Origin of the sequence: Micromonospora sp. NPDC051227, assembly GCF_044455385.1 — a bacterium.
Taxonomy (GTDB): Bacteria; Actinomycetota; Actinomycetes; order Mycobacteriales; family Micromonosporaceae; genus Micromonospora.
Genome location: NZ_JBITET010000003.1, coordinates 239929 through 258978, shown reverse-complemented (window position 1 = coordinate 258978; position 19050 = coordinate 239929). Strand labels below are relative to the sequence as shown.

At 70.7% G+C, this 19050-nt stretch carries 19 protein-coding genes, 1 tRNA gene and 1 pseudogene; 4 read left to right on the top strand and 17 right to left on the bottom strand.

What is annotated here, in order from left to right:
- Positions 1-5: 5 nt before the first annotated feature.
- The 4 genes from ACIA47_RS09185 to ACIA47_RS09170 all read right to left on the bottom strand — a co-directional run bounded on the left by ACIA47_RS09185 (position 6) and on the right by ACIA47_RS09170 (position 5810).
- Positions 6-2042: an ABC transporter permease subunit gene (locus ACIA47_RS09185; protein WP_396706753.1), complete on the bottom strand. Its 2037-nt coding sequence runs from the start codon at positions 2040-2042 to the stop codon at positions 6-8.
- Positions 2039-3469: an extracellular solute-binding protein gene (locus tag ACIA47_RS09180; protein WP_396706751.1), complete on the bottom strand. Its 1431-nt coding sequence runs from the start codon at positions 3467-3469 to the stop codon at positions 2039-2041. Before ACIA47_RS09180 ends, ACIA47_RS09185 begins: the two co-directional genes overlap by 4 nt.
- Before the next feature lie 462 nt (positions 3470-3931).
- A complete protein-coding gene (locus ACIA47_RS09175) occupies positions 3932-4702 on the bottom strand; it encodes an IclR family transcriptional regulator (RefSeq protein WP_203122243.1) in 771 nt (256 codons plus the stop codon).
- A gap of 205 nt (positions 4703-4907) precedes the next feature.
- Positions 4908-5810, bottom strand: coding sequence for an SdrD B-like domain-containing protein (locus ACIA47_RS09170; RefSeq protein WP_396706748.1), 903 nt, complete (start codon positions 5808-5810; stop codon positions 4908-4910).
- A gap of 186 nt (positions 5811-5996) precedes the next feature.
- Here ACIA47_RS09170 and ACIA47_RS09165 point away from each other — a divergent pair, with 186 nt between their 5' ends.
- The gene (locus tag ACIA47_RS09165; protein ID WP_396706746.1) at positions 5997-6722 is read left to right on the top strand and encodes a DUF4839 domain-containing protein; all 726 of its coding nucleotides are present in this window, start codon (positions 5997-5999) and stop codon (positions 6720-6722) included.
- Positions 6723-6899: 177 nt separating this feature from the next.
- Here ACIA47_RS09165 and ACIA47_RS09160 read toward each other — a convergent pair.
- Positions 6900-6971: transfer RNA gene (locus ACIA47_RS09160), tRNA-Lys, on the bottom strand.
- A 209-nt stretch (positions 6972-7180) separates the two neighbouring features.
- On the opposite strand from ACIA47_RS09160, the gene ACIA47_RS09155 reads away from it, so the two are divergent.
- Positions 7181-7483, top strand: a complete 303-nt coding sequence (locus ACIA47_RS09155) for a hypothetical protein (protein ID WP_396706744.1) — start codon at positions 7181-7183, stop codon at positions 7481-7483.
- Positions 7484-7694: 211 nt separating this feature from the next.
- A pseudogene (locus tag ACIA47_RS09150) lies at positions 7695-8354 on the top strand (NAD-dependent epimerase/dehydratase family protein); the annotation flags it as partial.
- 433 nt (positions 8355-8787) lie between these two features.
- Here ACIA47_RS09150 and ACIA47_RS09145 read toward each other — a convergent pair.
- From ACIA47_RS09145 to ACIA47_RS09110, 8 genes are all read right to left on the bottom strand, one after another.
- Positions 8788-9972, bottom strand: coding sequence for a hypothetical protein (locus ACIA47_RS09145; RefSeq protein WP_396707337.1), 1185 nt, complete (start codon positions 9970-9972; stop codon positions 8788-8790).
- Between the two features lie 100 nt (positions 9973-10072).
- A complete protein-coding gene (locus tag ACIA47_RS09140; RefSeq protein ID WP_396706743.1) occupies positions 10073-10822 on the bottom strand; it encodes a ZIP family metal transporter in 750 nt (249 codons plus the stop codon).
- 54 nt (positions 10823-10876) lie between these two features.
- A complete protein-coding gene (gene eis, locus ACIA47_RS09135) occupies positions 10877-12067 on the bottom strand; it encodes an enhanced intracellular survival protein Eis (RefSeq protein ID WP_396706741.1) in 1191 nt (396 codons plus the stop codon).
- Positions 12068-12135: 68 nt separating this feature from the next.
- On the bottom strand, positions 12136-12828 hold the full coding sequence (locus ACIA47_RS09130) for an ABC transporter permease (protein ID WP_396706739.1): 693 nt from the start codon (positions 12826-12828) through the stop codon (positions 12136-12138).
- Positions 12825-13670 carry an ATP-binding cassette domain-containing protein gene (locus ACIA47_RS09125; RefSeq protein ID WP_396706737.1) on the bottom strand — a complete coding sequence of 282 codons (846 nt, stop codon included), beginning with the start codon at positions 13668-13670 and terminating at the stop codon, positions 12825-12827. Before ACIA47_RS09125 ends, ACIA47_RS09130 begins: the two co-directional genes overlap by 4 nt.
- Positions 13667-14005, bottom strand: coding sequence for a PadR family transcriptional regulator (locus ACIA47_RS09120; protein WP_112677569.1), 339 nt, complete (start codon positions 14003-14005; stop codon positions 13667-13669). Before ACIA47_RS09120 ends, ACIA47_RS09125 begins: the two co-directional genes overlap by 4 nt.
- A gap of 102 nt (positions 14006-14107) precedes the next feature.
- Positions 14108-14827: a PP2C family serine/threonine-protein phosphatase gene (locus tag ACIA47_RS09115; protein WP_112586332.1), complete on the bottom strand. Its 720-nt coding sequence runs from the start codon at positions 14825-14827 to the stop codon at positions 14108-14110.
- A 115-nt stretch (positions 14828-14942) separates the two neighbouring features.
- On the bottom strand, positions 14943-15503 hold the full coding sequence (locus ACIA47_RS09110; protein WP_396706735.1) for a helix-turn-helix domain-containing protein: 561 nt from the start codon (positions 15501-15503) through the stop codon (positions 14943-14945).
- Positions 15504-15558: 55 nt separating this feature from the next.
- Between ACIA47_RS09110 and ACIA47_RS09105 the strand changes: the two genes are divergently transcribed.
- Positions 15559-16878 (top strand): benzoate/H(+) symporter BenE family transporter, encoded by a 1320-nt coding sequence (locus ACIA47_RS09105; protein ID WP_396706733.1) that lies wholly within the window; start codon positions 15559-15561, stop codon positions 16876-16878.
- A gap of 67 nt (positions 16879-16945) precedes the next feature.
- Here the strand turns inward: ACIA47_RS09105 and ACIA47_RS09100 are convergent, their stop codons facing one another.
- The 4 genes from ACIA47_RS09100 to ACIA47_RS09085 form a co-directional block, all read right to left on the bottom strand.
- Positions 16946-17317 carry a hypothetical protein gene (locus tag ACIA47_RS09100; protein WP_091395802.1) on the bottom strand — a complete coding sequence of 124 codons (372 nt, stop codon included), beginning with the start codon at positions 17315-17317 and terminating at the stop codon, positions 16946-16948.
- Positions 17318-17478: 161 nt separating this feature from the next.
- Positions 17479-17730, bottom strand: a complete 252-nt coding sequence (locus tag ACIA47_RS09095) for a hypothetical protein (RefSeq protein ID WP_124854584.1) — start codon at positions 17728-17730, stop codon at positions 17479-17481.
- A gap of 81 nt (positions 17731-17811) precedes the next feature.
- Positions 17812-18285, bottom strand: coding sequence for a large conductance mechanosensitive channel protein MscL (mscL, locus tag ACIA47_RS09090; protein WP_396706730.1), 474 nt, complete (start codon positions 18283-18285; stop codon positions 17812-17814).
- 39 nt (positions 18286-18324) lie between these two features.
- Positions 18325-19005: a FadR/GntR family transcriptional regulator gene (locus ACIA47_RS09085; protein WP_238661694.1), complete on the bottom strand. Its 681-nt coding sequence runs from the start codon at positions 19003-19005 to the stop codon at positions 18325-18327.
- Between the last annotated feature and the right edge of the window lie 45 nt (positions 19006-19050).

The following is a 19050-nucleotide window of genomic DNA, read 5'->3' as shown; positions in this document are numbered from 1 at the left end:
CCCGATCAACCCTTCACCGCGCCCGCGGTGAGCCCTTCGGTCAGGAAGCGCTGCCCGAGGGCGTACATGATCACCACGGGGATGCTGACGAGCAGCGACGCCGCGGCGAGTTGTCCTTGCGGCACGACGTCTCCGGCGATCATCGATTGCATCCCCACCGGGAGCGTCTTGTACTCGTCCTTGGTGATGAACACGAAGGCGAAGAGGAACTCGTTCCAGGCGTTGGTCAGGGTGAAGAGCGCTACCGCCAGCAGCCCTGGCTTGGCGAGGGGGAGCACCACCCGGCCGAACGCCTGGATGCGGCTGCAACCGTCGACCAGCGCGGCCTCCTCCAACTCGATGGGGATCGACGAGAAGTACCCCACCAGCAACCAGGTGGCGAACGGCAGCGTGAAGGTCGGGTAGGTCAAAACCAGGGACCACAACGAGTCGGTGAGCCGGGCGCCGATGAGCATCTGGTACAGCGGGATGAACAGCAGCGCGCCCGGCATCACGTAGGTGAGCAGCACCGTGACGGTGAAGCCCTGCGCCCCGCGGAACCGCAGCCGGGCCAGCGCGTACCCCGCCAGGGCGGCGCAGACCAGAGCCACCGCTGTCGACGCCGCGGACACCAGCAGGGTGTTGAGATACCAGCGGCCGAACGGTTGGTTGTCGAACAGGGCGCCGAACTGCTCAAGCGTCCAGGGCGTCGGCCACAGGTCGTCGGTGCGCATGACGACCTGGCCCTCGGACTTGAAGGCCGTGACGGCGATCCAGTACAGCGGGCCCAGCACGAAGAAGAGCAAGCCGGCCAGCGCGGCCCAGGAACCCAGGCCCGACACCACTGACGACGACCGGCGACCACCTCGGGACTGGAGGGTCGAGACCACCCGGCCGACTCCCGCCGCGATCAGCAGAATCACACCGAGGACCACCGCCGCTTTCCAGAAGATCTGCGGTGACGCCCAGGCCAGCAGACCGGTGACCAGTGCGGCGACGACCCACGGCAGCGCCTTCCGCGCCGTCGCGGCCCACCGCTGTGTCCCGATCCACCGCGCTGTCCGGCGTCGCCGGGGCAGTTTGATGGTGGTGTCCTGGCGCAGCAACCGGACCAGGACGAACACCAGCCCGCCGATGATCGGCAGCATGACGAGCGTGACCGCCGCGCCCGCGCCGTACTGGAGCTGCAGGATCGCCTTCGAGTAGGCGATGAGCACGTACGGCGCCGTCACGTCACCCGGGCCGCCCTGCGTCAGCAACCACACGAGGTCGAAGTTGTTGAACGTCCAGATCGACGACAGGGTCACCGTCACGGTGATCACGTGGCGCAGTCCGGGCAGCGTCACGTTGGCGAACCGCTGCCACGACGAGGCGCCGTCGATGGTCGCCGCCTCGTAGAGGTCCGCCGGGATGGCCTTCAACCCCGCGAGGAAACACACGGTGAAGAACGGCACTCCCTTCCAGACGTTGACGAGGATCACCGACGGCATGGCCAGCGACGGGTCGGACAGCCAGCCCGCGGGCCAACTGTCGACCAGGTGCGCGCTGGCCAGCAGCGGCCCGATCCCGGTGGCGGTGAGCAGGGTGTTGACGCTGCCGAAGATCGGGTCGAGCAGCGCACGCCAGCTGAACGCCGTCACCACCGTCGGCACCACCCACGGCACCAGGAGCAGCCCGGCAAGCACGGCCCGCCCACGGCGGCGATGGTGCAGCAGCAGGGCCGCGGCCAGTCCCAGCACGACCTTGAAGACCTCGGCGTACGCGGTGAAGACGAACGAGTTCACCACGCCGGTGTGGAACTGGTCGTCGCCGACGAGCGCTAGGTAGTTGTCCAGGCCGACGAAGACGGTGTCCTGCCCGTGCCGTTCCGTGGTGCTCGTGATGATCGACCGGGCGATCGGCACGAGGACGAGCCCGCCGACCAGCACGGCCATCGGCGCCAGGAACAGTGCCGCCAGTCGCCAGTCACGACCCAGCCGCCGCTGGACCGCAGTGAGGGAGCCGGGTCCCGGCGGCGGGGACTTCCTCGCCGCCGGGACCCGCGCAGGACGGACCGACTTCACTGCCGCAGCCCCTGCTGGTTGAAGATCTGCACCATCTTCGCGTGGGCGGCCGTCACGGCCTGCGCCGGCGCTGTGCCCTGCACGACCTGTTGCATCATGTCGGTGAGGACGTAGGCCGACCCCACCGCCTGCTGGCCCGCGCTGGCCTTCTGCGGGAAGGTCAGGCCGTTCTTCGTGTTCAACGGCAGCTTCAATTCGGTGATCTTGCGCAGCATGGGGAACGCCGGGTCGCCGCTGGTGAAGAACGGGTCGGCGTCCCAGACCTTCTCCCAGGCGGGCATCACCAGGCCGGGTGCTTCCTTCGCCACCCCGAGCAGTGCGGGCGCGCTGACCAGGTACTGCGCCAGGAGCTTGGCGAGCGCCGGGTTCTTGGCACCCTTGAAGACTACGAAGCCCTGCGACTGGCCGAGCAGCAGCGGATTGTCGGTCGCCGGCCCGATGCAGTCGGAGAACACGTGCGTGTTCGCGTGCACCGGGTTCTTCTTGGTCCGGGAGTCCGCGTAGACGCTGAACTGGTTGCGGGTGTAGCCGAGGATCCCGGCGAGCCAGTTCTCGTTGTTGCTGGTGTCGGTCCAGCTCGCGATCCCCGGCGGCAACATCGGCTTGTACTTGGGGTTGGTGTAGATGTCCCCGAGGAAGGTCACCGCCTGCACCGTTTCCGGTGAATTGAAGGTGACCTTCCGGCCGTCGTTGGCGGCGATCGACCCGCCGTAGGCGTTGATCAGCGCCTCGATCATGCCGTTGCCGTCACCGGACCGGTTCACCGTCATGCCCCAGCCGAACCGGCGCTTGGTCGGATCGGAGATCTCCAGGCACAGGTCCCGCAGCTCCTCCCAGCTGTAGATGTCCTTGGGGGTGATGCCCTTGTCCTGCATCCAGTCCTTGCGCAGGAACGACCCGATCCCGATGAAGTGGTACGGAATGGCGAACCACTTGCCGTCGAAGACGCAGAAGTTCTTGGCCTCGGCGCAGGGTTCGCCGTACTTGGCGGTCAGCGCCTTGACGACGTCCGTCACGTCCTCCAGGTCGCCCAGCGCCTGGAACTGCGCGACGAACCGCGAGTCGGTCATGAACGCCAGGTCACGGGCCACCCCACCCTTGACCTCAGCGTCGATCTTGGCCACCACGTCGCCGGCGTCGGCCTGGACCAGACTGTTCTCGATCTTCGTTCCGGTGGTGTCGGCGAACTTCTTGATCGAGCTGTCGAGGGCTTCGTTCGCCGCCGTCGAGTACAGCTTCTGCGACAGCATGCCCATCGAGGAGCCCTTCATCGCCGCCGCGGCGTCGATCAGCTCCTGCGGAACCTCCGGCTGCACCCTGGTGGGCGATTCTGAGCTGTCCCCACACGCGGCCAGACCGGCCGCGCCGAGCACCCCCACCCCCATCCCCAGAAAGCCGCGCCGGGACCACGCCGGTTTGATCTCCATGAACATTCGCCTCCTTGAAGTCTCCGCACCACTGCACGCCGAAGGCCTGTCTGACGAACACCGCGATGCTCGTGCTCCAGGCGTGTCCATGACGGCGACCAGAGACGCGTCGCCCGCATCGATCAGCGCGTTCGCGTGCTCGTTGTCGAAATGCGTGGGGTTGCCACGGTGACGGCGGGCTCGCTCGTGCCGCCGTTCACCGTCGTCTTGCCTTGGCGTCCGTGTGGGCCGCGCGAGAGAATCCGCGTGTCGCTCGCCGGGTAGCGCGACGAGATCGAGGCGATCGGCGACCGGGCCGAGGAAGCAGCGCTGACGTTCCAGTTCGGTCGAGTCACGGGACCACCGCCGTTCGAGATTTCGAACTAGGTTCGATATACCGTATCGAGTGGTCGCGACGCTAGGGCAGCGTGATGAGCGATGTCAATGTTTCGATGTTGTTTCGAACCGAAAGCGGGAGGTGGCCTACCGAGGCTGCGCCCGGTAGCCCATGCGAGCCGACAACACAGCCGCGCCCTCGCGAACCAGCCCGGTCCACTCCACCTGCACCTGAGGCGTCCAACGAATGATCGGCGCGGACAGACTCATCCCAGCGATGATGGCGCCGGTATGGTCCCGGATCCCCGCAGCGACACAGCGCATCGCGGTGTCCGACTCGCCGATGTCGACCGCGACACCCTCCGCCCGGACACGGTTCAGATGCTCACGAAGAAGATCCGGGTCGGTGATGCTGTCCGGCGTCATGCCCGGCAGGGGGTCCTTCAGCAGGACGGCATCCAGGTCCGCCTGATCGAGAGCCGACAGCAGTACCTTGCCGACGGCCGTGCAGTGCGCGGGCAGCCGCAGCCCGACCCCGGAGACCATCCGAACGGGGTGGGTGCTGTCGAACTTGACGAGATAGATGACATCGGCGCCGTCGAGCACCGCCACATGAACCGCCTCGTCGCACGCGGCGGCAACGTCCCGCGCGACGCCCTGCGCCTCGCGTACGAGATCAAGCCGGCCCGCGAACGCCGCGCCCAACTGGAACAGCGGCATGCCGAGCCGATACTGCACGGGCTGACCCGGTATGGAGATCAGGTACGCGCGAGCCTCAAGCGTCACGAGCAACTCGTGGACGGTCGTGCGAGGCAGATCGAGTCGCTCCATCACCTGGCGGGCCGACAGTTGGGGGCAGTCCAGAAACAGTTCCAGGACGTCGAGTGCGCGGATGACCGCCGGTACCACACGGGGCATGTTCGATAGTCCCTTCGCAGCGCCGGACCCGTGTCAACGATCTCCACACGAGCCAGCACCTGAAGAGGATATCTACGTCAGCCCCCGGCGCCAGGTGCCGAACTCGTCGTCGACTGGAGCTGTCTCGACGGCGCGGCGATCAACAGCCGCTGCTGTCTGTCCGGGTCGCCGCCCGCCCGAAAATCTCGGGCGGGCGGCGAGGGGCTCAGTTCTGGGTGACCAGGCCGGCGTCGACCACGTACTCTCCGCCATGTACGGCCTGGAACTCGGCGCTGGCGACGAGCAGAGTCGGCTCGAACTGGTACGAGGTCACGATGTCCGAGTCCGTGGCGTCGTCACCCACGTCTGCGACAGTCCGACCGTACGTGGCGGCCGCCTCCACCCGGACCTCGTACAACAGCTCGGTGCGGGCGGTGATCGACCAGGTTCCGTCCGGGTTGACGGTGGCCGAGCCACCGCCGATGGCCTGTCCCTGCCGATTCCACAAACGCACGTCCAACACGCCGTCCGGGCCACCGGCGATGGCCGGCTCATCCGCGTCGCGCTGCCCATCCCGGTCAAGGTCGTGCCACACACTGCCGCGGATGACGCACGTGCCCGAGATCGCCACCGTGACGGAGCCGGTGTTGTTGTCGGTGTTCATCTCGCGGCGTTGCGGGGTGATGCTCGTGGTCACGGGCACCCTGCTGCCCGGTGCCGCGCCGGCCACGACGAACGGCACGAACAGCCGGCTCGCCCGACCGCCAGCCGCCAGTTGCGGATGCGAGCACGTGTAGCTCGTCGTGCTCACTGCCGTGCAGGTCCAGCCCGGGTCACCGACCGACGGGGTCGTGGTCCTGAGCCCGGCGGGCACCGCGACCGTGACGCTGATCGGGTCCGACGCGCCAGTGCCGTAGTTCCGGATGTCGATCTGGGCGTTGAAGGTCTCGCCCTCCGCAGGGTTCAACACGTTGGTCATCATCAGATCGACGACCAGATCGGGCTGGAGTCGCCCGGCCGCCACCGCGTCGGCCGGAGCGAGCGCAGCCGCGCCCCCGACGAGGGCGAGGGTGGCCAGCGAGCTGGAGAAGGTACGTCGGATCGAGCGGGAAAGGGAACGAGGGCGCATAGGTTCCTCACGTTGCAGGTGACGGCCCTCCCAGGACGGTGAAGGCCGGACTGGAGATCAAGATCTCCACTCGTCCGGCGTCGTCGATCAGCCTGGCGTTACATAGAGCCGGTGTCGGTTGTGTCTGTCCCCTATGCTGCGCCAGGCAGTTGGTGCGATCAGTCCATTCAGGGGGCGCGGAGCCGCATGGCCGACGAGATCAAGTACGAGTACAAGACCGTACGGCCAGTTCGCGGCACCGACGGCTGGGTCATCGCGAAGATGCAGAAGGATGGCTGGGAGCTCGTGCAACAGGCCCCAGGCACGCTTCGCTCCACCGTCGACTTCCGTCGGCCGAAGAAGCCGCAGCCGTGGCTCCTTATGGGTGCGGCGGCCGCCGTCCTCGTGATCCTGGCCGTCGTCATCGGCGCCGCCTCTGCACTCAGCGGCGGAGACGAAAAGAATGACGAGTCAGACAAGTCGACGGCTGCTGTGAGTGAGAAACCGTCGGCTACGCCGGCTCCGACCGCTGTCGAGTCGGCTGCCACTGAAGTGATCACGCCGCAGAACAATGCGGAGTTCGCCGCGCTGCTGAAGGCGGACAGTTGCGACGACGCGAACCTGGCCTTCGCGACCAGGCACGAGGGCAAGACGGTCGCGTTCAACGGCTCGCTCGTGAACATGGTGCCCCACGGTGACTACGACACCCGCTACGACTTCCTTCTGGGCCCAGGCGACAAGGGGCCGAACACGACGGTCGGCCCGGCCTTCAAGTACGAGGACGTCAACATCCTTGACCTGAAACTTACCGGCAAGCAGATCCCCGCCACCGTTGGCGTAGGCGACAAGTTCCGCTTCGTCGCCGAGGTAGGCGAGTTCAAAGCCGCCCAGTGCCTCTTCTTCCTCGACCCGGTCTCGACGGAAGTCCGGTAGTCAAGATGGGCAGCGGGGTCATCACTTACCAGCTTGCCCGATGATCACCTAGGCGGACACGTCACGGCCGGGCCGTGATTCGCCGGACCGGTAACCGGCTACGGCCGTACGTCGCTGCTGCACCGGCCCGAATCACGGCAACAGCGGCCGCATAAAGGCCGCTGACCTGCATAAGAGTGGGCCGCCAGGGACTCGAACCCTGAACCTATGGATTAAAAGTCCACAGCTCTGCCATTGAGCTAGCGGCCCGCGCGCTCAGGTTACCCGACGGTGAGCGTCGACGGCTCTCGGCTTCCGGCCGGCCGTCGATGGCTGCGGCCGGCCGGTGTCCGCCGCAGTTGATCACCACCTGTCGGGGCGATGCAGAGGGTCCGAGGCGCTGGGTCGGTGAGCTGGGTGAATCAGGCGACCTCGCGCGGCGGCGCATGGGTGTGGGTCGGTGGGGAACCAGAGCGGGCATGAGACCAAGCAGCTCGCCGGCCGTGGCGGCCTCCGGGGAGGAGGTCGGGCCCGATGGCGTACGCCAGCCGGGTGGGGAGGTGCACGCCTGGCTGCCCGGCCAGAACCAGACGGTCTGCGGCCTGGCCCTGAGCCGGACCAGACTGCGTCGCTTCCCGCATGTGCGGTTCGACTATTCCGGCACGGACGTGCTCACCGAGGCGGACGCGGTGGGCTGGATCTGCCCTCGCTGCCTGGCGGCCACCACCGGCCGGCGGGGGAAGGAGAAGCACGGCTGGGTACGGGACTCACCGCGCCCTTGATCGACTCGGGATTCAGGAAGTCGGGGTGTTCTGCGCGCGGGGATGCCCCGACTTACAGGAAGTCGAGTGGATCAAGGCGCCCGGGGCGCGCTGCGGGGACAGGGCGCCCGGGGCGCGCTGCGGGGCTGGGCGTGCGCTGCGAGGGCTGGGCGTGCGGGCTGGGCGTGCGGGTGGGTGGTTGAGCTGCGGCTGGGCGGGTACGGGGTCGGGCATGCGGATCGTGGTGGTGGGGGCGAGCGGCAACGTCGGTACGGCGCTGCTGCGGCGGCTGCGCCGGGAGCGGGGCGTGGAGCTGGCCGGGGTCGTTCGACGGTTGCCCGGCCCGGATGCGGGCGAGCCGTACGACCAGGTGGAGTGGCACTCCTGCGACATCGGCGCGCCGAGCGCGGTCGGCCAGCTCGCCGAGGTGTTCGCGGGTGCGGACGTGGTGGTGCACCTGGCCTGGCAGATCCAGCCCAGCCACGACCAGCGGGTGCTGCGCAGGACCAACGTCGAGGGCAGCCGGGCGGTGATCAACGCGGTGGTCCAGGCCGGTGTGCCAGCCCTGGTGTACGCCTCGTCGGTCGGCACCTACGCGCCCGGTCCCAAGGATCACCCGATCAGTGAGCGGTGGCCGGCCACCGGTGTGCCCGGTTCGTCGTACAGCGAGCACAAGGCGGAGGTGGAGGCGCTGCTGGACGGGGTCGAACGGGATCAGCCGACGCTGCGGGTGGTGCGGATGCGACCCGGATTGATCTTCCAGCGGGCCGCGGGTGCGGAGATCACACGGTACTTCCTCGGCCCGTTGGCGCCGGTGCGGCTGCTGCGCTACGGCCGGATCCCGCTGGTGCCGACGAACCGCCGGTTGCGGATGCAGGCGGTGCACGCCGATGACGTGGCTGACGCGTACACCAGGGCGGTGCTGGGTGATGCGCGCGGCGCCTTCAACGTCGCCGCGGACCCGGTGCTCACTCCGGAGCTGGTGGCCCGGCACTTCCATGGTTGGACGGTGCCGGTCGCCGCGCCGGTGCTGCGGGTGGCGGCGGCGCTGACCTGGCGGGCGCGGCTGCAACCGGTCGACCCGGGCTGGGTGGAGCTGGGTCTGAACGCCCCGTTGATGTCCAGCGAGCGCGCGGAGACCGAGCTGGGCTGGCAGCCCAGGATCAGTGCGCTGGCGGCGCTCAAGGAACTCTTCGCCGGGATGGCCGACGGCGACCACACGCCGAGCCCACCGATGTCCGGCGCACGGGACCTGCCCGGCCGCACCGCCGCCCTCCTCCGCGCCCGCCCCCAGGCCAGGGAAACCCCTACTGAGATACGCAGCCTCAGCTCAGTTTGGAGCCCGTCAGCGTGGGGTTGCGGGCGCCCAGGAAGAAGATGCCGGGGAAGCCGCGGGTCTCGAACTTGGCGCTGGGGTTGCGGCGCAGGGTCGAGTTTTCGATCTTCATGGTGCCGGTGCGGTTGTTGCTCACGAAGAAGACCGCGCCGCCACCCTCGTTGGCCTTGTTGTTTTCGATGATCGTGCCGGCGATCCGTACGGTGAACTCGTTGCCGTCGCAGTAGATCGCGCCGCCGCTGCCGCCGCCGGGCGTACCGGACTTGGCCGGGTTGGCGCCGCTGCCGATCGCCTCGTTGTCCCTGAGCAGGCTGTTCAGCACCACCCACGACACGCCGATGCTGCTCAGCGCCCCTCCGTTGGAGCAGGAACCGCCGTCGAAGGTGCTGCCCACCACGTACACCGGCTTGTTCTCGTACTGGCTCAGCACCCGGACGGCCGCGCCACCCAGGTCGGGGCCGGTGCGGTCGCACCGGTTGCGGACGAAGCGCGAGTTGACCACCTTCAGCCGCCCACCGCGGACGAAGATTGCCCCACCGCCGCCGCCCTCGGCCTTCTCGCCGGTGGAGTTGCCGTCGGCGAAGGTCAGGTTCTGCACGGTGAGCTGCGGGTGATCCTGGTTCTGGCAGTGCGAGGTGGTGAAGCCCTGGGCCTCGTCGCAGGTGTTCAGGTAGAGGATGCGGCGCTGCCCCTGGCCGCTCAGCGTGACAGTGCCGCCGCCGTCCAGCACGATCTTCGGCCCGTTGGCGTTGCGGACCTTCGCGGTGGCGGCCATCTTGATCGTGACCGGGGCCGGTCCACAGTTGAACGTGATGACACCGCCGGCCGCGACGGCCTTCACGACCGCCGCGGAGGTGCAGCTCGCCGGGGTGCCGGTGCCGATGGTCCGGGTCGGCTTCGAGGTGTCCACCGCCCGCGCCTCGGCCGGCACGGTGGCCCTGCCGTTCGGGTTGCCGGCGGCGAGCACCTTGTTGGCGGGCTTCGGGCTCGCGCTGGCCCCCGGGCCGCCGAGGCCGTCGCGAGCCCCCGGAGCCTCGCCCTGACCGCCGGTGGGCGCCGCCGTCGGCGAGGCGGACGAGCCGGCCTCGAAGGCGGGGGCCGGGTCGTCGGCCGCGCAGGCGGGCAGGGTCGCGGTGGCGACACCGAGGACGAGGAGAGCGGCTAGCGACGTCATGCGCACCCCGTGATGCTAGGAGCCGCGACGGTGTCGCGACGAATCCGCCGAGCCGGTTTAATGCGCCGCTAAGCCACGCCCGCCGCCGGTTGAGCGGTGGTCAGGCGTGGGAGAGGGCGAACGCGGTCAGGAAGCCGGCGACCGTGATCAGACCGACCAGCAGGTGCGCGTCCTCGAACGCCTCCGGGACCATGGTGTCGGTGATCATGGCGAGGATCGCCCCGGCGGCCAACGCGGTGATGGCGGCCAGCACCTCCGGCGGCGCGCCACCCAGCAGCGTGTTGCCGACCAGTGCGGCGACGCCACTGATCAGCGCGATCCCGGTCCAGAGCAGGAACACGTACCGTCGGCTGCGGCCGGCCTGGCGCATGCCGGCCGCGCTGGACAGCCCCTCCGGAACGTTGCTGAGGAACACGGCCGCCACCGTCACCAGGCTGACCGTGCCGCCGCCGAGCAGGCTGGCGCCGATCACTACCGATTCCGGTACGCCGTCGAGCAGCGCGCCGACGGCGAGCGCCGAGCCGGAACCAGGCTGCTCGTTCTCGGAGGGTTGCTGGTCGCCGGACCGCTTCCGGTGCCGGGCGCCGCGCCGGGCGAGAGCCACGTTGGCCAGGGTGTAGACCAGTGCGCCGACGGCAGCGCCAAGAGCGGTGGGCAGCAGCCCGCCCTGCGCGTGCGCCTCGGCGATCAACTCGAACGACACGGCGGAGAGCAGCACCCCCGCGCCGAACGCCATGATCGACGCGATGACGCGCTGCGGCACCCGGGCGAACCAGCCGACCGCCGCCCCGACCAGCAGAGCCGACCCGGCCAGCAGCCCCCATCCACCCGCCTGTAACCACTCCGGCATTCGCGGGACCGTACCCACGGTCGCCGAGGCGACAAACCCGATTGTGAGGAGGGCTCAGAAGTCGGCGAAGAGGTACGGCACCCGGCGGGGGAAGAGGCCGCGCAGCTCCGTGGCGGCGTCCACCGGCACCTCACCCAGGCCGCGTAGCGGCAGCTCGGTCGGGTCCAGCACCCCGTACGCGAGGGCGGAGAGCCCGGCGGCGGTGAGCGTGGCCGTCGGCGCGCGGCCGGTGGTGTCGTCGACCAACTCCAGCGCGCCGGTCGCGCCGTCGAGCAGGTGGGTGCCGGCCAACCAGCGGTCCCCGGTCAGCTCGATCCGCACCCGGCCCGGGCCGGCGGGCAGCCCGCTCAACGCGTCCAGCGACAGCAGCCGGGCCATCGGCGCGGACGAACCCGGCACGGCCGTACGGGCCTCGACGTGCACGTCCAGGTCGGTCAGCCACAGCTCGGGCAACTCGTCCGGGGGAACCTGAACGGTGATCCGTTCGATCTGGTCGACGTGCCGGGCGAAGAACTGCAACAGCAGTGCCCGCGCGAGCGGGTCGGTGACCAACAGCTCGTTGCCGTGCAACGTGCCGCCGTGTTCGTCGATCCGGTACGTCACCGCGCCGGTGACCTCCCCGCCGACCCGGGCGGTGAGCAGCCAGTACTCGTCACGGTCACGCATTCCGACCGCCCGGTAGTCCGGGAAGATCGCGAAGCCGTGTCGTTCCTGGAGGTTGCGCTCGGTGAACGCCCGCCACGTCGGATAGCCGGCGGCGACGCGTTCCCACACGACCTCGCCGGGCAGGTCCGTCCGGAGCAGCGAACCCAGGTTGGCGGGAGTGAAGGTGGCCCGGCGCGGCTTGGGCAGCCCGACGTAGCCGAACCGGGCGTAGAAGCTGGGCCGGAACGGATAGAGCGCACTGAGCGGGTGGCCCTCGTCGCGCATCTCGTCGAGGAGTTGGTGCAGCAACGTCCGGACGTGCCCCTGCCGGCGGGCCAGCGGATGGGTCGCCACCCCGGCGACACCGGCCATCGGCAGCACCACCCCGCGCAGGTTCTGTCGCATCGGGATGGCCGAGACGGCGGCCAACGTGGTGCCGTCCTCCTCGGCGATCAGCGTCCGGTTGCCCTGGTTGTAGGGCAGGTAGTCGCGGAACTCCGCGGTCCGGGCGGCGCTGAGCGGCGAGGACTCGAAGGCGTACGCGGCCAACGGGAAGCTGGTGGTGAGACGGTCGTCGTCGGTCACCCGGCGGATGGTCATTCGCCCATCTCAACCCGCCGCGCGGGTCGCAGCAACCGGATTGGCCCGATCCGCGGCCGGCACGGCGGTCAGCCGACCGGCAGGTGCCGCAGGTGGCGACGGCGGCGCAGGCGGACGCTGGCCACCGCGGCCACGCCCAGGACCAGCAGGGCGGTGACGACGAGCCCATGCAGCAGGCCACGGGAGAGGTAGCCCTGGTCGGTGTTGTCGACAGTCCAGGTGGCGATCTCCCGGCTCGACCAGAACGGCGTCAGCCTCGCCCCGGATCCGGCCGGGTCGATCAGCATCTGCACCGTCACCACGGTGAGCAGCAGCAGCGTGCCCTCCAACTCGCGGGGCAGCAGCGCACCGATCAACATCCCGAACGGCGCCGCCACCGCGACGGAACAGAGCAGCGCCGCCGCCAGGCCGCCGTACCGCAGGTCCGCGCTGTCGACCATCGGGAGCAGGAAGAACGGTACGGAGATGACCAGCCCCACCGTCCACAGACCGAGCATCCGACCGAGATAGAGGTGGTGTGGGCGGTAGCCGGCCAGTCGCAGCCTCGGCTCCAACTCGCGCGCCGCGGTCGTGGCGAACAGCGCCGCTGTGCTCACCGCCCAGCCCACGCCGAGCAGCAGCGAGCGAACCGACTGCCCGAGGTAGGCGTCCCGCCGGATCAGGTAGAAGGTCAACGGCATCAACAACAACAGCAGGAGTACGCCTCGACGCCGCAGCAGTTCCCGCACTGTCATCTCGGCGACGGTGACGAGCCGGTTCACGGGCGGCCTCCCTGGATGCCGGGTGCGTGCCACCCGGTCTCGTGTGCCGGGGTCAGGTCGAGCACGATGTCCACCCGGTCGAGTTGGTTGAGCAGGTGGGTTACCACGACGATGGCGGTGCCGGCGTCGCGCAACCTGCTGAGCTGGTCCCAGAAATTGACGTACGTGCCCTGGTCGAAGCCCTGGTACGGCTCGTCGAGCAGCAGCACGTCGGGGGCGCTGAGCGTGGACATGGTCAGGTTGAGCTTCTGTCGGGTGCCGCCGGAGAGGTGGCGGGCCTGCACGTCGCCGCCCGCTTCCCAGCCGAGCTGCCGGGCCGCCGCCCGACCGGCGCGGCGGGCCGGGCCGCGGGCCACACCCTGGCCGGCGCCGACCAGCACGAAGTGCTCGTCGGCGAGCAGGAAGTCGGCGGTGCCGCCGGACTGCGGGCAGTAGCCGAGCCGCCCGGAGACGGTCACCTCACCGGCGTCCGGTGACATGAGTCCGGCGCAGATCCGGAGGAAGGTGCTCTTGCCGCAGCCGTTCGCGCCGACGACGGCCGCGATCTGTCCGGCCCGGACGGTCAGCGTGGCGTCGCGCAACACGGTTCGTCGCCCGTACCGCTTGGTGATGCCCGCCGCGTGCAGCCGGACCGGCCCGGGGCGCGGTCCGGGCGCCGCGCCGATGCTCTCCACGACCGCAGCCGCGTACTGCTGGGGTGGGCCGAAGACGACCCAGGGGTCGCCGCCGCCCTCGCGTAGGTGCGTGGCGGCCTCGGCGACCACGTGCCGTGCGGCGTCCGCCGCGACCCGGCGCTGGTGCAGCTCGGCTGTGAGCGTACGCAGCCAATCGTCGGCGTTCACCGGGTGACCCCCTTCGTGACGATGTCGTTCACCGGCTGGACGAAGGTGAGCCAGGCGCTGCCGCCGGCGCGGAGCGCCGCGTGCCCGTCGTCGGTGAGCCGGTAGTACTTGCGGGCCGGCCCGGCGCTGCCCTCGCGCCACTGCGCGGTCACCAGGCCGGTCTTCTGTAGGCGCAGCAGCACGGGATAGAGCGTGCCGCCCTGGATGGGCCCGACGCCCGCCGCGTCGAGCGCTTGGGCGAGCTGGTAGCCGTAGGACTCGCCTTTGGACAGCAGGGCCAGGACGCAGATGTCGAGCACCCCCCGCAGCCACTGCCCGCGCCGGTCGGAATCCACGCGTCGGACAGTAGCGGCGCAAGCTAGATGGCACAACCACCTACTGTGGCAGCGGAACCCGAACCAGTCGGTTCGGGTGAGCCGCCGAGTGAGCCGTACGGGTCAGCGGGCGACGACGTCGGAGACCACGACTGTGACGTTGTCCGGCGCGCCGGCGTGGTGGGCCAGCTTCACCAACTGCTCACCGCACTGCTGGCGGTCGGCGTACATGCCCAGGGCCGCGGCGATGGCCTCGTCCTCGACGTAGTCGGAGAGCCCGTCGCTGCACAGCAGCAGCCGGTCACCGGGGACCACGGTGAGCACCCCGACGGCGGGTGGGGTGTCGGCGCCCTGCACGGCCCGGGTCACCAGGGACCGCTGCGGGTGGTGGCGGGCCTGCTCGGGAGAGAGGGTGCCCTGATCGACGAGCGCCTGCACGAACGTGTCGTCACGGGTGAGCTGGGTCAGCTCCCCCTCGCGCAGCAGGTAGCAGCGGGAGTCGCCCACCTGGGCCAGCACCAGTGTCTCCCCGGCCAGCAGCGCCGCGGTGAGCGTCGTACCCATGCCGTCCCGGCTCGGGTCGACGGTGATGGCGGCGTGGATGCGCTGGTTGGCGGTGCTGACCACGGCACGCAGCGCGTCGGCGGCGCCGTCGGGGTCGGTGGGCGGAGCCAGCTCGTCCAGGATCCGGATCACGATCTCGCTCGCCACCTCGCCCGCAGGCAGCCCACCCATGCCGTCGGCGACGGCGATCAGGCGGTCACCGGCGAGGGCGGAGTCCTCGTTGTTGGTGCGCACCAAGCCGATGTCGTTGAGGATGACCGAGCGGAGGATCAGCGTCATGGGGTCAAGCTTGCCAAGAACAACCCGCATTCGTCTCTACGCCTCCTACCTAGGTCGAGAAATGATTGCGATTTTCGTCGACGGGGCCGACGGTCCGTGACCGTTCGGCGGGGTCTCAGCGGCGCGGATAGCGCAGGAGCAGGCTCGCGGCGACGTCCTCATCGCCCACCGCCGCGTAGCTGTGTGGCACGTCCGACACCCAGCGGAGGTGACCGCCGGCCGGGGCGGTCAGCGGTGCGTCGGCCGGCCCGGCGCGCAGCACCCCGGCGAAGACGGTGACGTGCTCGGTGACTCCCGCCGGGTGGGCGGGGGAGAGCTGCCCGGGGCCGGGCGCGACCCGCATCCGGTACAGCTCATAGGTCGCGTCGGTGTCGGTGAAGACCTCCAGCAGGGTGGCGGTGACCGCGGTGCCGTGCACGGTGGGCCCGGCGGCCGGCTCCGTCAGCACCGCCGTCAGTGGTACGCCGAGCTGCGCGGTGACCGCCCAGAGCGTCTCCAGGGTCGGGTTGCGGGTGCCGTGCTCCAGACCGGAGAGGGTGGCCTTTCCGACACCGGCGAGCCGGGCGAGTGTGGACAGCGAGATCCCCTGCTCCTCGCGCAGGGCACGGACCCGGCGCCCGAGCACGGCGGGATCCACGTCGAGGCCCGGGCGCGGGGCTGGTGGTGGGTGCGGCACCCGGCTATCGTGCTACACGCTTCCGTTCCATAAACGGAACAGTCGGGAGGGTGGGGTGGCCGGACGCGTGCAACCGGTGCTGGCGGGGGTGGTGACAGCGCTGGTGGGCTTCGCCAGCTCCTTCACCGTCGTGCTGGCCGGGCTCCGAGCGGCGGGCGCGTCGGACGCACAGGCCGCCTCCGGCCTGCTCGCTCTCTGCGTGGGGAGTGGGCTCGCCGCCGCCTGGCTGGGCTGGCGGTACCGGATACCGATGAGTGCGGCCTGGTCCACTCCGGGCGCGGCGCTGCTGGTGGCGACCGGGCCGCCGCCGGGCGGATGGCCGGTAGCGGTGGGGGCCTTCCTCGTCTCCGGTGTGCTGATCGTCGCGGCCGGGTTGTTCCCGCCGCTCGGCCGTGCGGTGGCCGCCATCCCCAAGCCGGTGGCCGGCGCGATGCTCGCCGGGGTGCTGCTGCCGCTGTGCACCGCCCCGGTCCGCGCGCTGGTCGAGCTGCCGGTGGTGGCCGGCTCGGTGGTGGTCGGTTGGCTGCTGCTGCACCGGTTCGCCCGACGCTGGGCAGTGCCCGGTGCGCTGGTGGTGGCCGTGGCGGCGATCGCACTGACCGCACCGCCGACCGGCCTGACCGGTGCCGCGCTGATCCCGTCGGTCATGCTCACCGCGCCGGCCTGGAGCGCGTCCGCACTGGTCGGGTTGGCCCTGCCGCTGTTCCTGGTCACCATGGCCGCGCAGAACGTGCCCGGCATGGCGGTGCTGGTCGGCTACGGCTACCGGCCGCCGTTCGGCGCCGCGCTGCGGACCACCGGCCTGGCCAGTCTGCTCGCCGCCCCGGCCGGCGGGCACGCGGTGAACCTCGCGGCGATCACCGCCGCGTTGGCCGCCGGCCCCGACGCGCACCCCGACCCGGAGCGCCGATGGATCGCCTCGGTCACCGCGGGCGCTGGGCTGGCCGTGCTCGGCCTGGGCGCCGGCGTGGCCACCACGCTGGTGGCGGTCGCCCCACCGATCCTCATCGAAGCCGTCGCCGGGCTGGCGCTACTGGGCGCCCTCGCCACCGCGCTCGCCTCGGCGGTGACCGACCCGGCGACCCGGGAGGCCGCCGTGGTCACCTTCGTGGTCACCGCGTCCGGAGTGACGCTGATCGGCGTGGGCGGCGCGTTCTGGGGCCTGGTCGCGGGCTGCCTGATGCTGCTGTTCTTCCATCGCCGCCAACCCGCCGCGCCCGACCAACCCGCCGCGCCCGACCAACCCGCCGCGCCCGACCAACCCGCCGCGCCCGACCAACCCGCCGCGCCCGACCAACCCGCCGCGCCCGACCAGCCCACCGCGCCCGACCAGCCCACCCCCGCCGCGCAGGGAAGATCCACTCCGGTTTCATGAAGTCGGGCGGTCCCGAGGCTCCGGATGCCCCGACTTCCGTGAACCCGAGTCGATCAGGGCGGTGGGGTCACTCCTCGGGCGGCAGGTCGGCCACCCCGACGGCCAGGAGGACCCGGCCGTCGGCCACCGACCCGATCCGGTCGGCCGGTACGTAGACCGCGCCGGTGCGGGTCAGGTCGGTGGACACCTTCAGATAGCCGCTGTGCAGCAGCCGCGCCGCCAGGTCGGCCGGGACGTCCGGTTCCTCGACCGCGGTCGCCTCGATCAGCTCGTCCAGGCTGCTGCCCGGGTCGGCGGTCGGTGTCTGGACGGTCACCGCGTTCGGGTCACCCCGCTGGACGAGGTCCACGGTGCCGACCTCGGTGCCAGCTGAGTCGATCACCGGCATCCCGGTGGTGATCCGCGAGATGGTCGCCTGCTGCTCGTCCTGCTGGTCCATCCCGCTGCGGTTCCCAGGGCGGCGCGCCGCTAAACGCCGCCGCTGCCCGCTGCCCGCTGCCCGCCTGCCCGCCGCCCGCCTGCCCGCTGCCCGCCCGCGCGCTGCCGCCGCCTGCCTGCCCGCCCGCTGCCCGCGCGCCCGCGCATGGCGTCCCGCCCAACTCAGCTGTTCGGGAGGGCCCAGCCGCCGGGCGGTCGGGGGGACAGCTCCCGCCAGGTGTCCGGGCCGTCGAGCAGTGCCCGGACGGTGTCCTCGGCCTCGTCCGCACTGCCGTACTCGTAGAAACGGGAGATGCCCTCGGCGCCGCCGGCCCGCTGCTCGACGTGCCACCGGTCGGCGTCCACCCGTAGGAAGACGTCCCGCCGGGCCAGCCGCCCCCACTTCCCGTTCCACCAGTGCTTTCGCTGCTCCATGGCGGGACTCTATCGAACACACGTACGAGAAAGTGCGGCCCCTGCGGGAATCCCACAGGGGCCGATGTGCATCCGTTCGGGTCAGCGCTGCGTCGGCGGCTCGGTGCGACGGCCCAGCACGTCGTCCAGCGCTCCACGCTGCTGGCCGGAAGTGGTGTGGCCGGCGGAGACCAGGGCGTCCCGGATCTCGGTGAGCAGCTTGACCTCCTCGCTCGGCGCCGAGGGCGGCGGCTCCTCGCCCCGCTTGCGTCGCTCGGCCAGCCGGTTCATCGGGAAGACGACCAGGAAGTAGAGCGCTGCCGCGGTGAGCAGGAAGGTGATCACCGCGTTGACGAAGGCGATCCAGTCGAACGGGATGCCACGGAACTCGGGCGCCGTGCCGGCCAGGCCCTTGTCGCTGCCCGTGATGACCAGCACGATGACCCGGATCAGTGGTTCGAGGAACGACTTGGTGAGTTGGGTGACCACGCCGGTGAACGCGGCGCCGATCACGATGCCGACCGCCAGGTCGACGACGTTGCCGCGCATGATGAAGTCTTTGAAGCCCTTGAGCATTCGTACTCCCGAGGTGTCCGCTTTTCTGTCGGGCACAACCTATGCCCGTTCGGCGGGTTCCAGAAAAGCGCCGGCTTCGAGCGCCGCCCGGCCGGGATCGCCGGCCCGGATCGCCTCGACCAGCCGGGTGTGGTCGACGTAGCGCTCGGGAGTGAGTGCCCCGCCCATGGCCTGGGCGACAGTGCTGCGCAGGGCGGTGCCCACCGAGGCGTACAGCTCGGCGAGCATGGCGTTGTGCGCGGCGGCGACCACCGCCGTGTGCAGTGCCGCGTCGGCCTCGACGAACGCGTCGACCCGGCCGCCGTGCCAGGCGGCCTCGCGCTGGGCGAGCGCGCCGTCGAGCGCCGCCAGGTCCTCCGGGGTACGCCTCAACGCGGCGAGCCGGGCGGCCTCCACCTCGAAGGCGCGGCGTACCTCGATGACCTCGGTCATCCGGTCGTCGCCGAGCCGGCGGGCGACCACGGGTGCCAGTTCGTCGGTGGACACCACGTAGGTGCCGGAGCCCTGCCGGCACTCCAGCACCCCGGCGTGCACCAGGGCGCGGACCGCCTCGCGGACCGTGTTGCGCCCGACGCCCAGCGCGGCGACCAGTTGTGGCTCGGTGGGGATGCGCCCGCCGACGGGCCATTCGCCGCCGAGGATCCGGGCGCGGAGTTGCTCGGTGGTCTGCCGGACGCGGTGACCGCGGGGCGGCACGGCGGGCTGGCCGCCGGGCGGCACCGGCGGCGCGGAGGGGAATTCAACCGACGGTGGCACTGGTTACAT

Bases quoted from the DNA above. Each gene is read 5' to 3' on its own strand.
- ACIA47_RS09180 (WP_396706751.1), bottom strand. From the start codon at position 3,469: ATGGAGATCAAACCGGCGTGGTCCCGGCGCGGCTTTCTGGGGATGGGG.
- ACIA47_RS09175 (WP_203122243.1), bottom strand. From the start codon at position 4,702: ATGCCCCGTGTGGTACCGGCGGTCATCCGCGCACTCGACGTCCTGGAA.
- ACIA47_RS09170 (WP_396706748.1), bottom strand. From the start codon at position 5,810: ATGCGCCCTCGTTCCCTTTCCCGCTCGATCCGACGTACCTTCTCCAGC.
- ACIA47_RS09165 (WP_396706746.1), top strand. From the start codon at position 5,997: ATGGCCGACGAGATCAAGTACGAGTACAAGACCGTACGGCCAGTTCGC.
- ACIA47_RS09155 (WP_396706744.1), top strand. From the start codon at position 7,181: ATGAGACCAAGCAGCTCGCCGGCCGTGGCGGCCTCCGGGGAGGAGGTC.
- ACIA47_RS09145 (WP_396707337.1), bottom strand. From the start codon at position 9,972: ATGACGTCGCTAGCCGCTCTCCTCGTCCTCGGTGTCGCCACCGCGACC.
- ACIA47_RS09140 (WP_396706743.1), bottom strand. From the start codon at position 10,822: ATGCCGGAGTGGTTACAGGCGGGTGGATGGGGGCTGCTGGCCGGGTCG.
- eis (WP_396706741.1), bottom strand. From the start codon at position 12,067: ATGACCATCCGCCGGGTGACCGACGACGACCGTCTCACCACCAGCTTC.
- ACIA47_RS09115 (WP_112586332.1), bottom strand. From the start codon at position 14,827: ATGACGCTGATCCTCCGCTCGGTCATCCTCAACGACATCGGCTTGGTG.
- ACIA47_RS09100 (WP_091395802.1), bottom strand. From the start codon at position 17,317: ATGGACCAGCAGGACGAGCAGCAGGCGACCATCTCGCGGATCACCACC.
- ACIA47_RS09095 (WP_124854584.1), bottom strand. From the start codon at position 17,730: ATGGAGCAGCGAAAGCACTGGTGGAACGGGAAGTGGGGGCGGCTGGCC.
- mscL (WP_396706730.1), bottom strand. From the start codon at position 18,285: ATGCTCAAGGGCTTCAAAGACTTCATCATGCGCGGCAACGTCGTCGAC.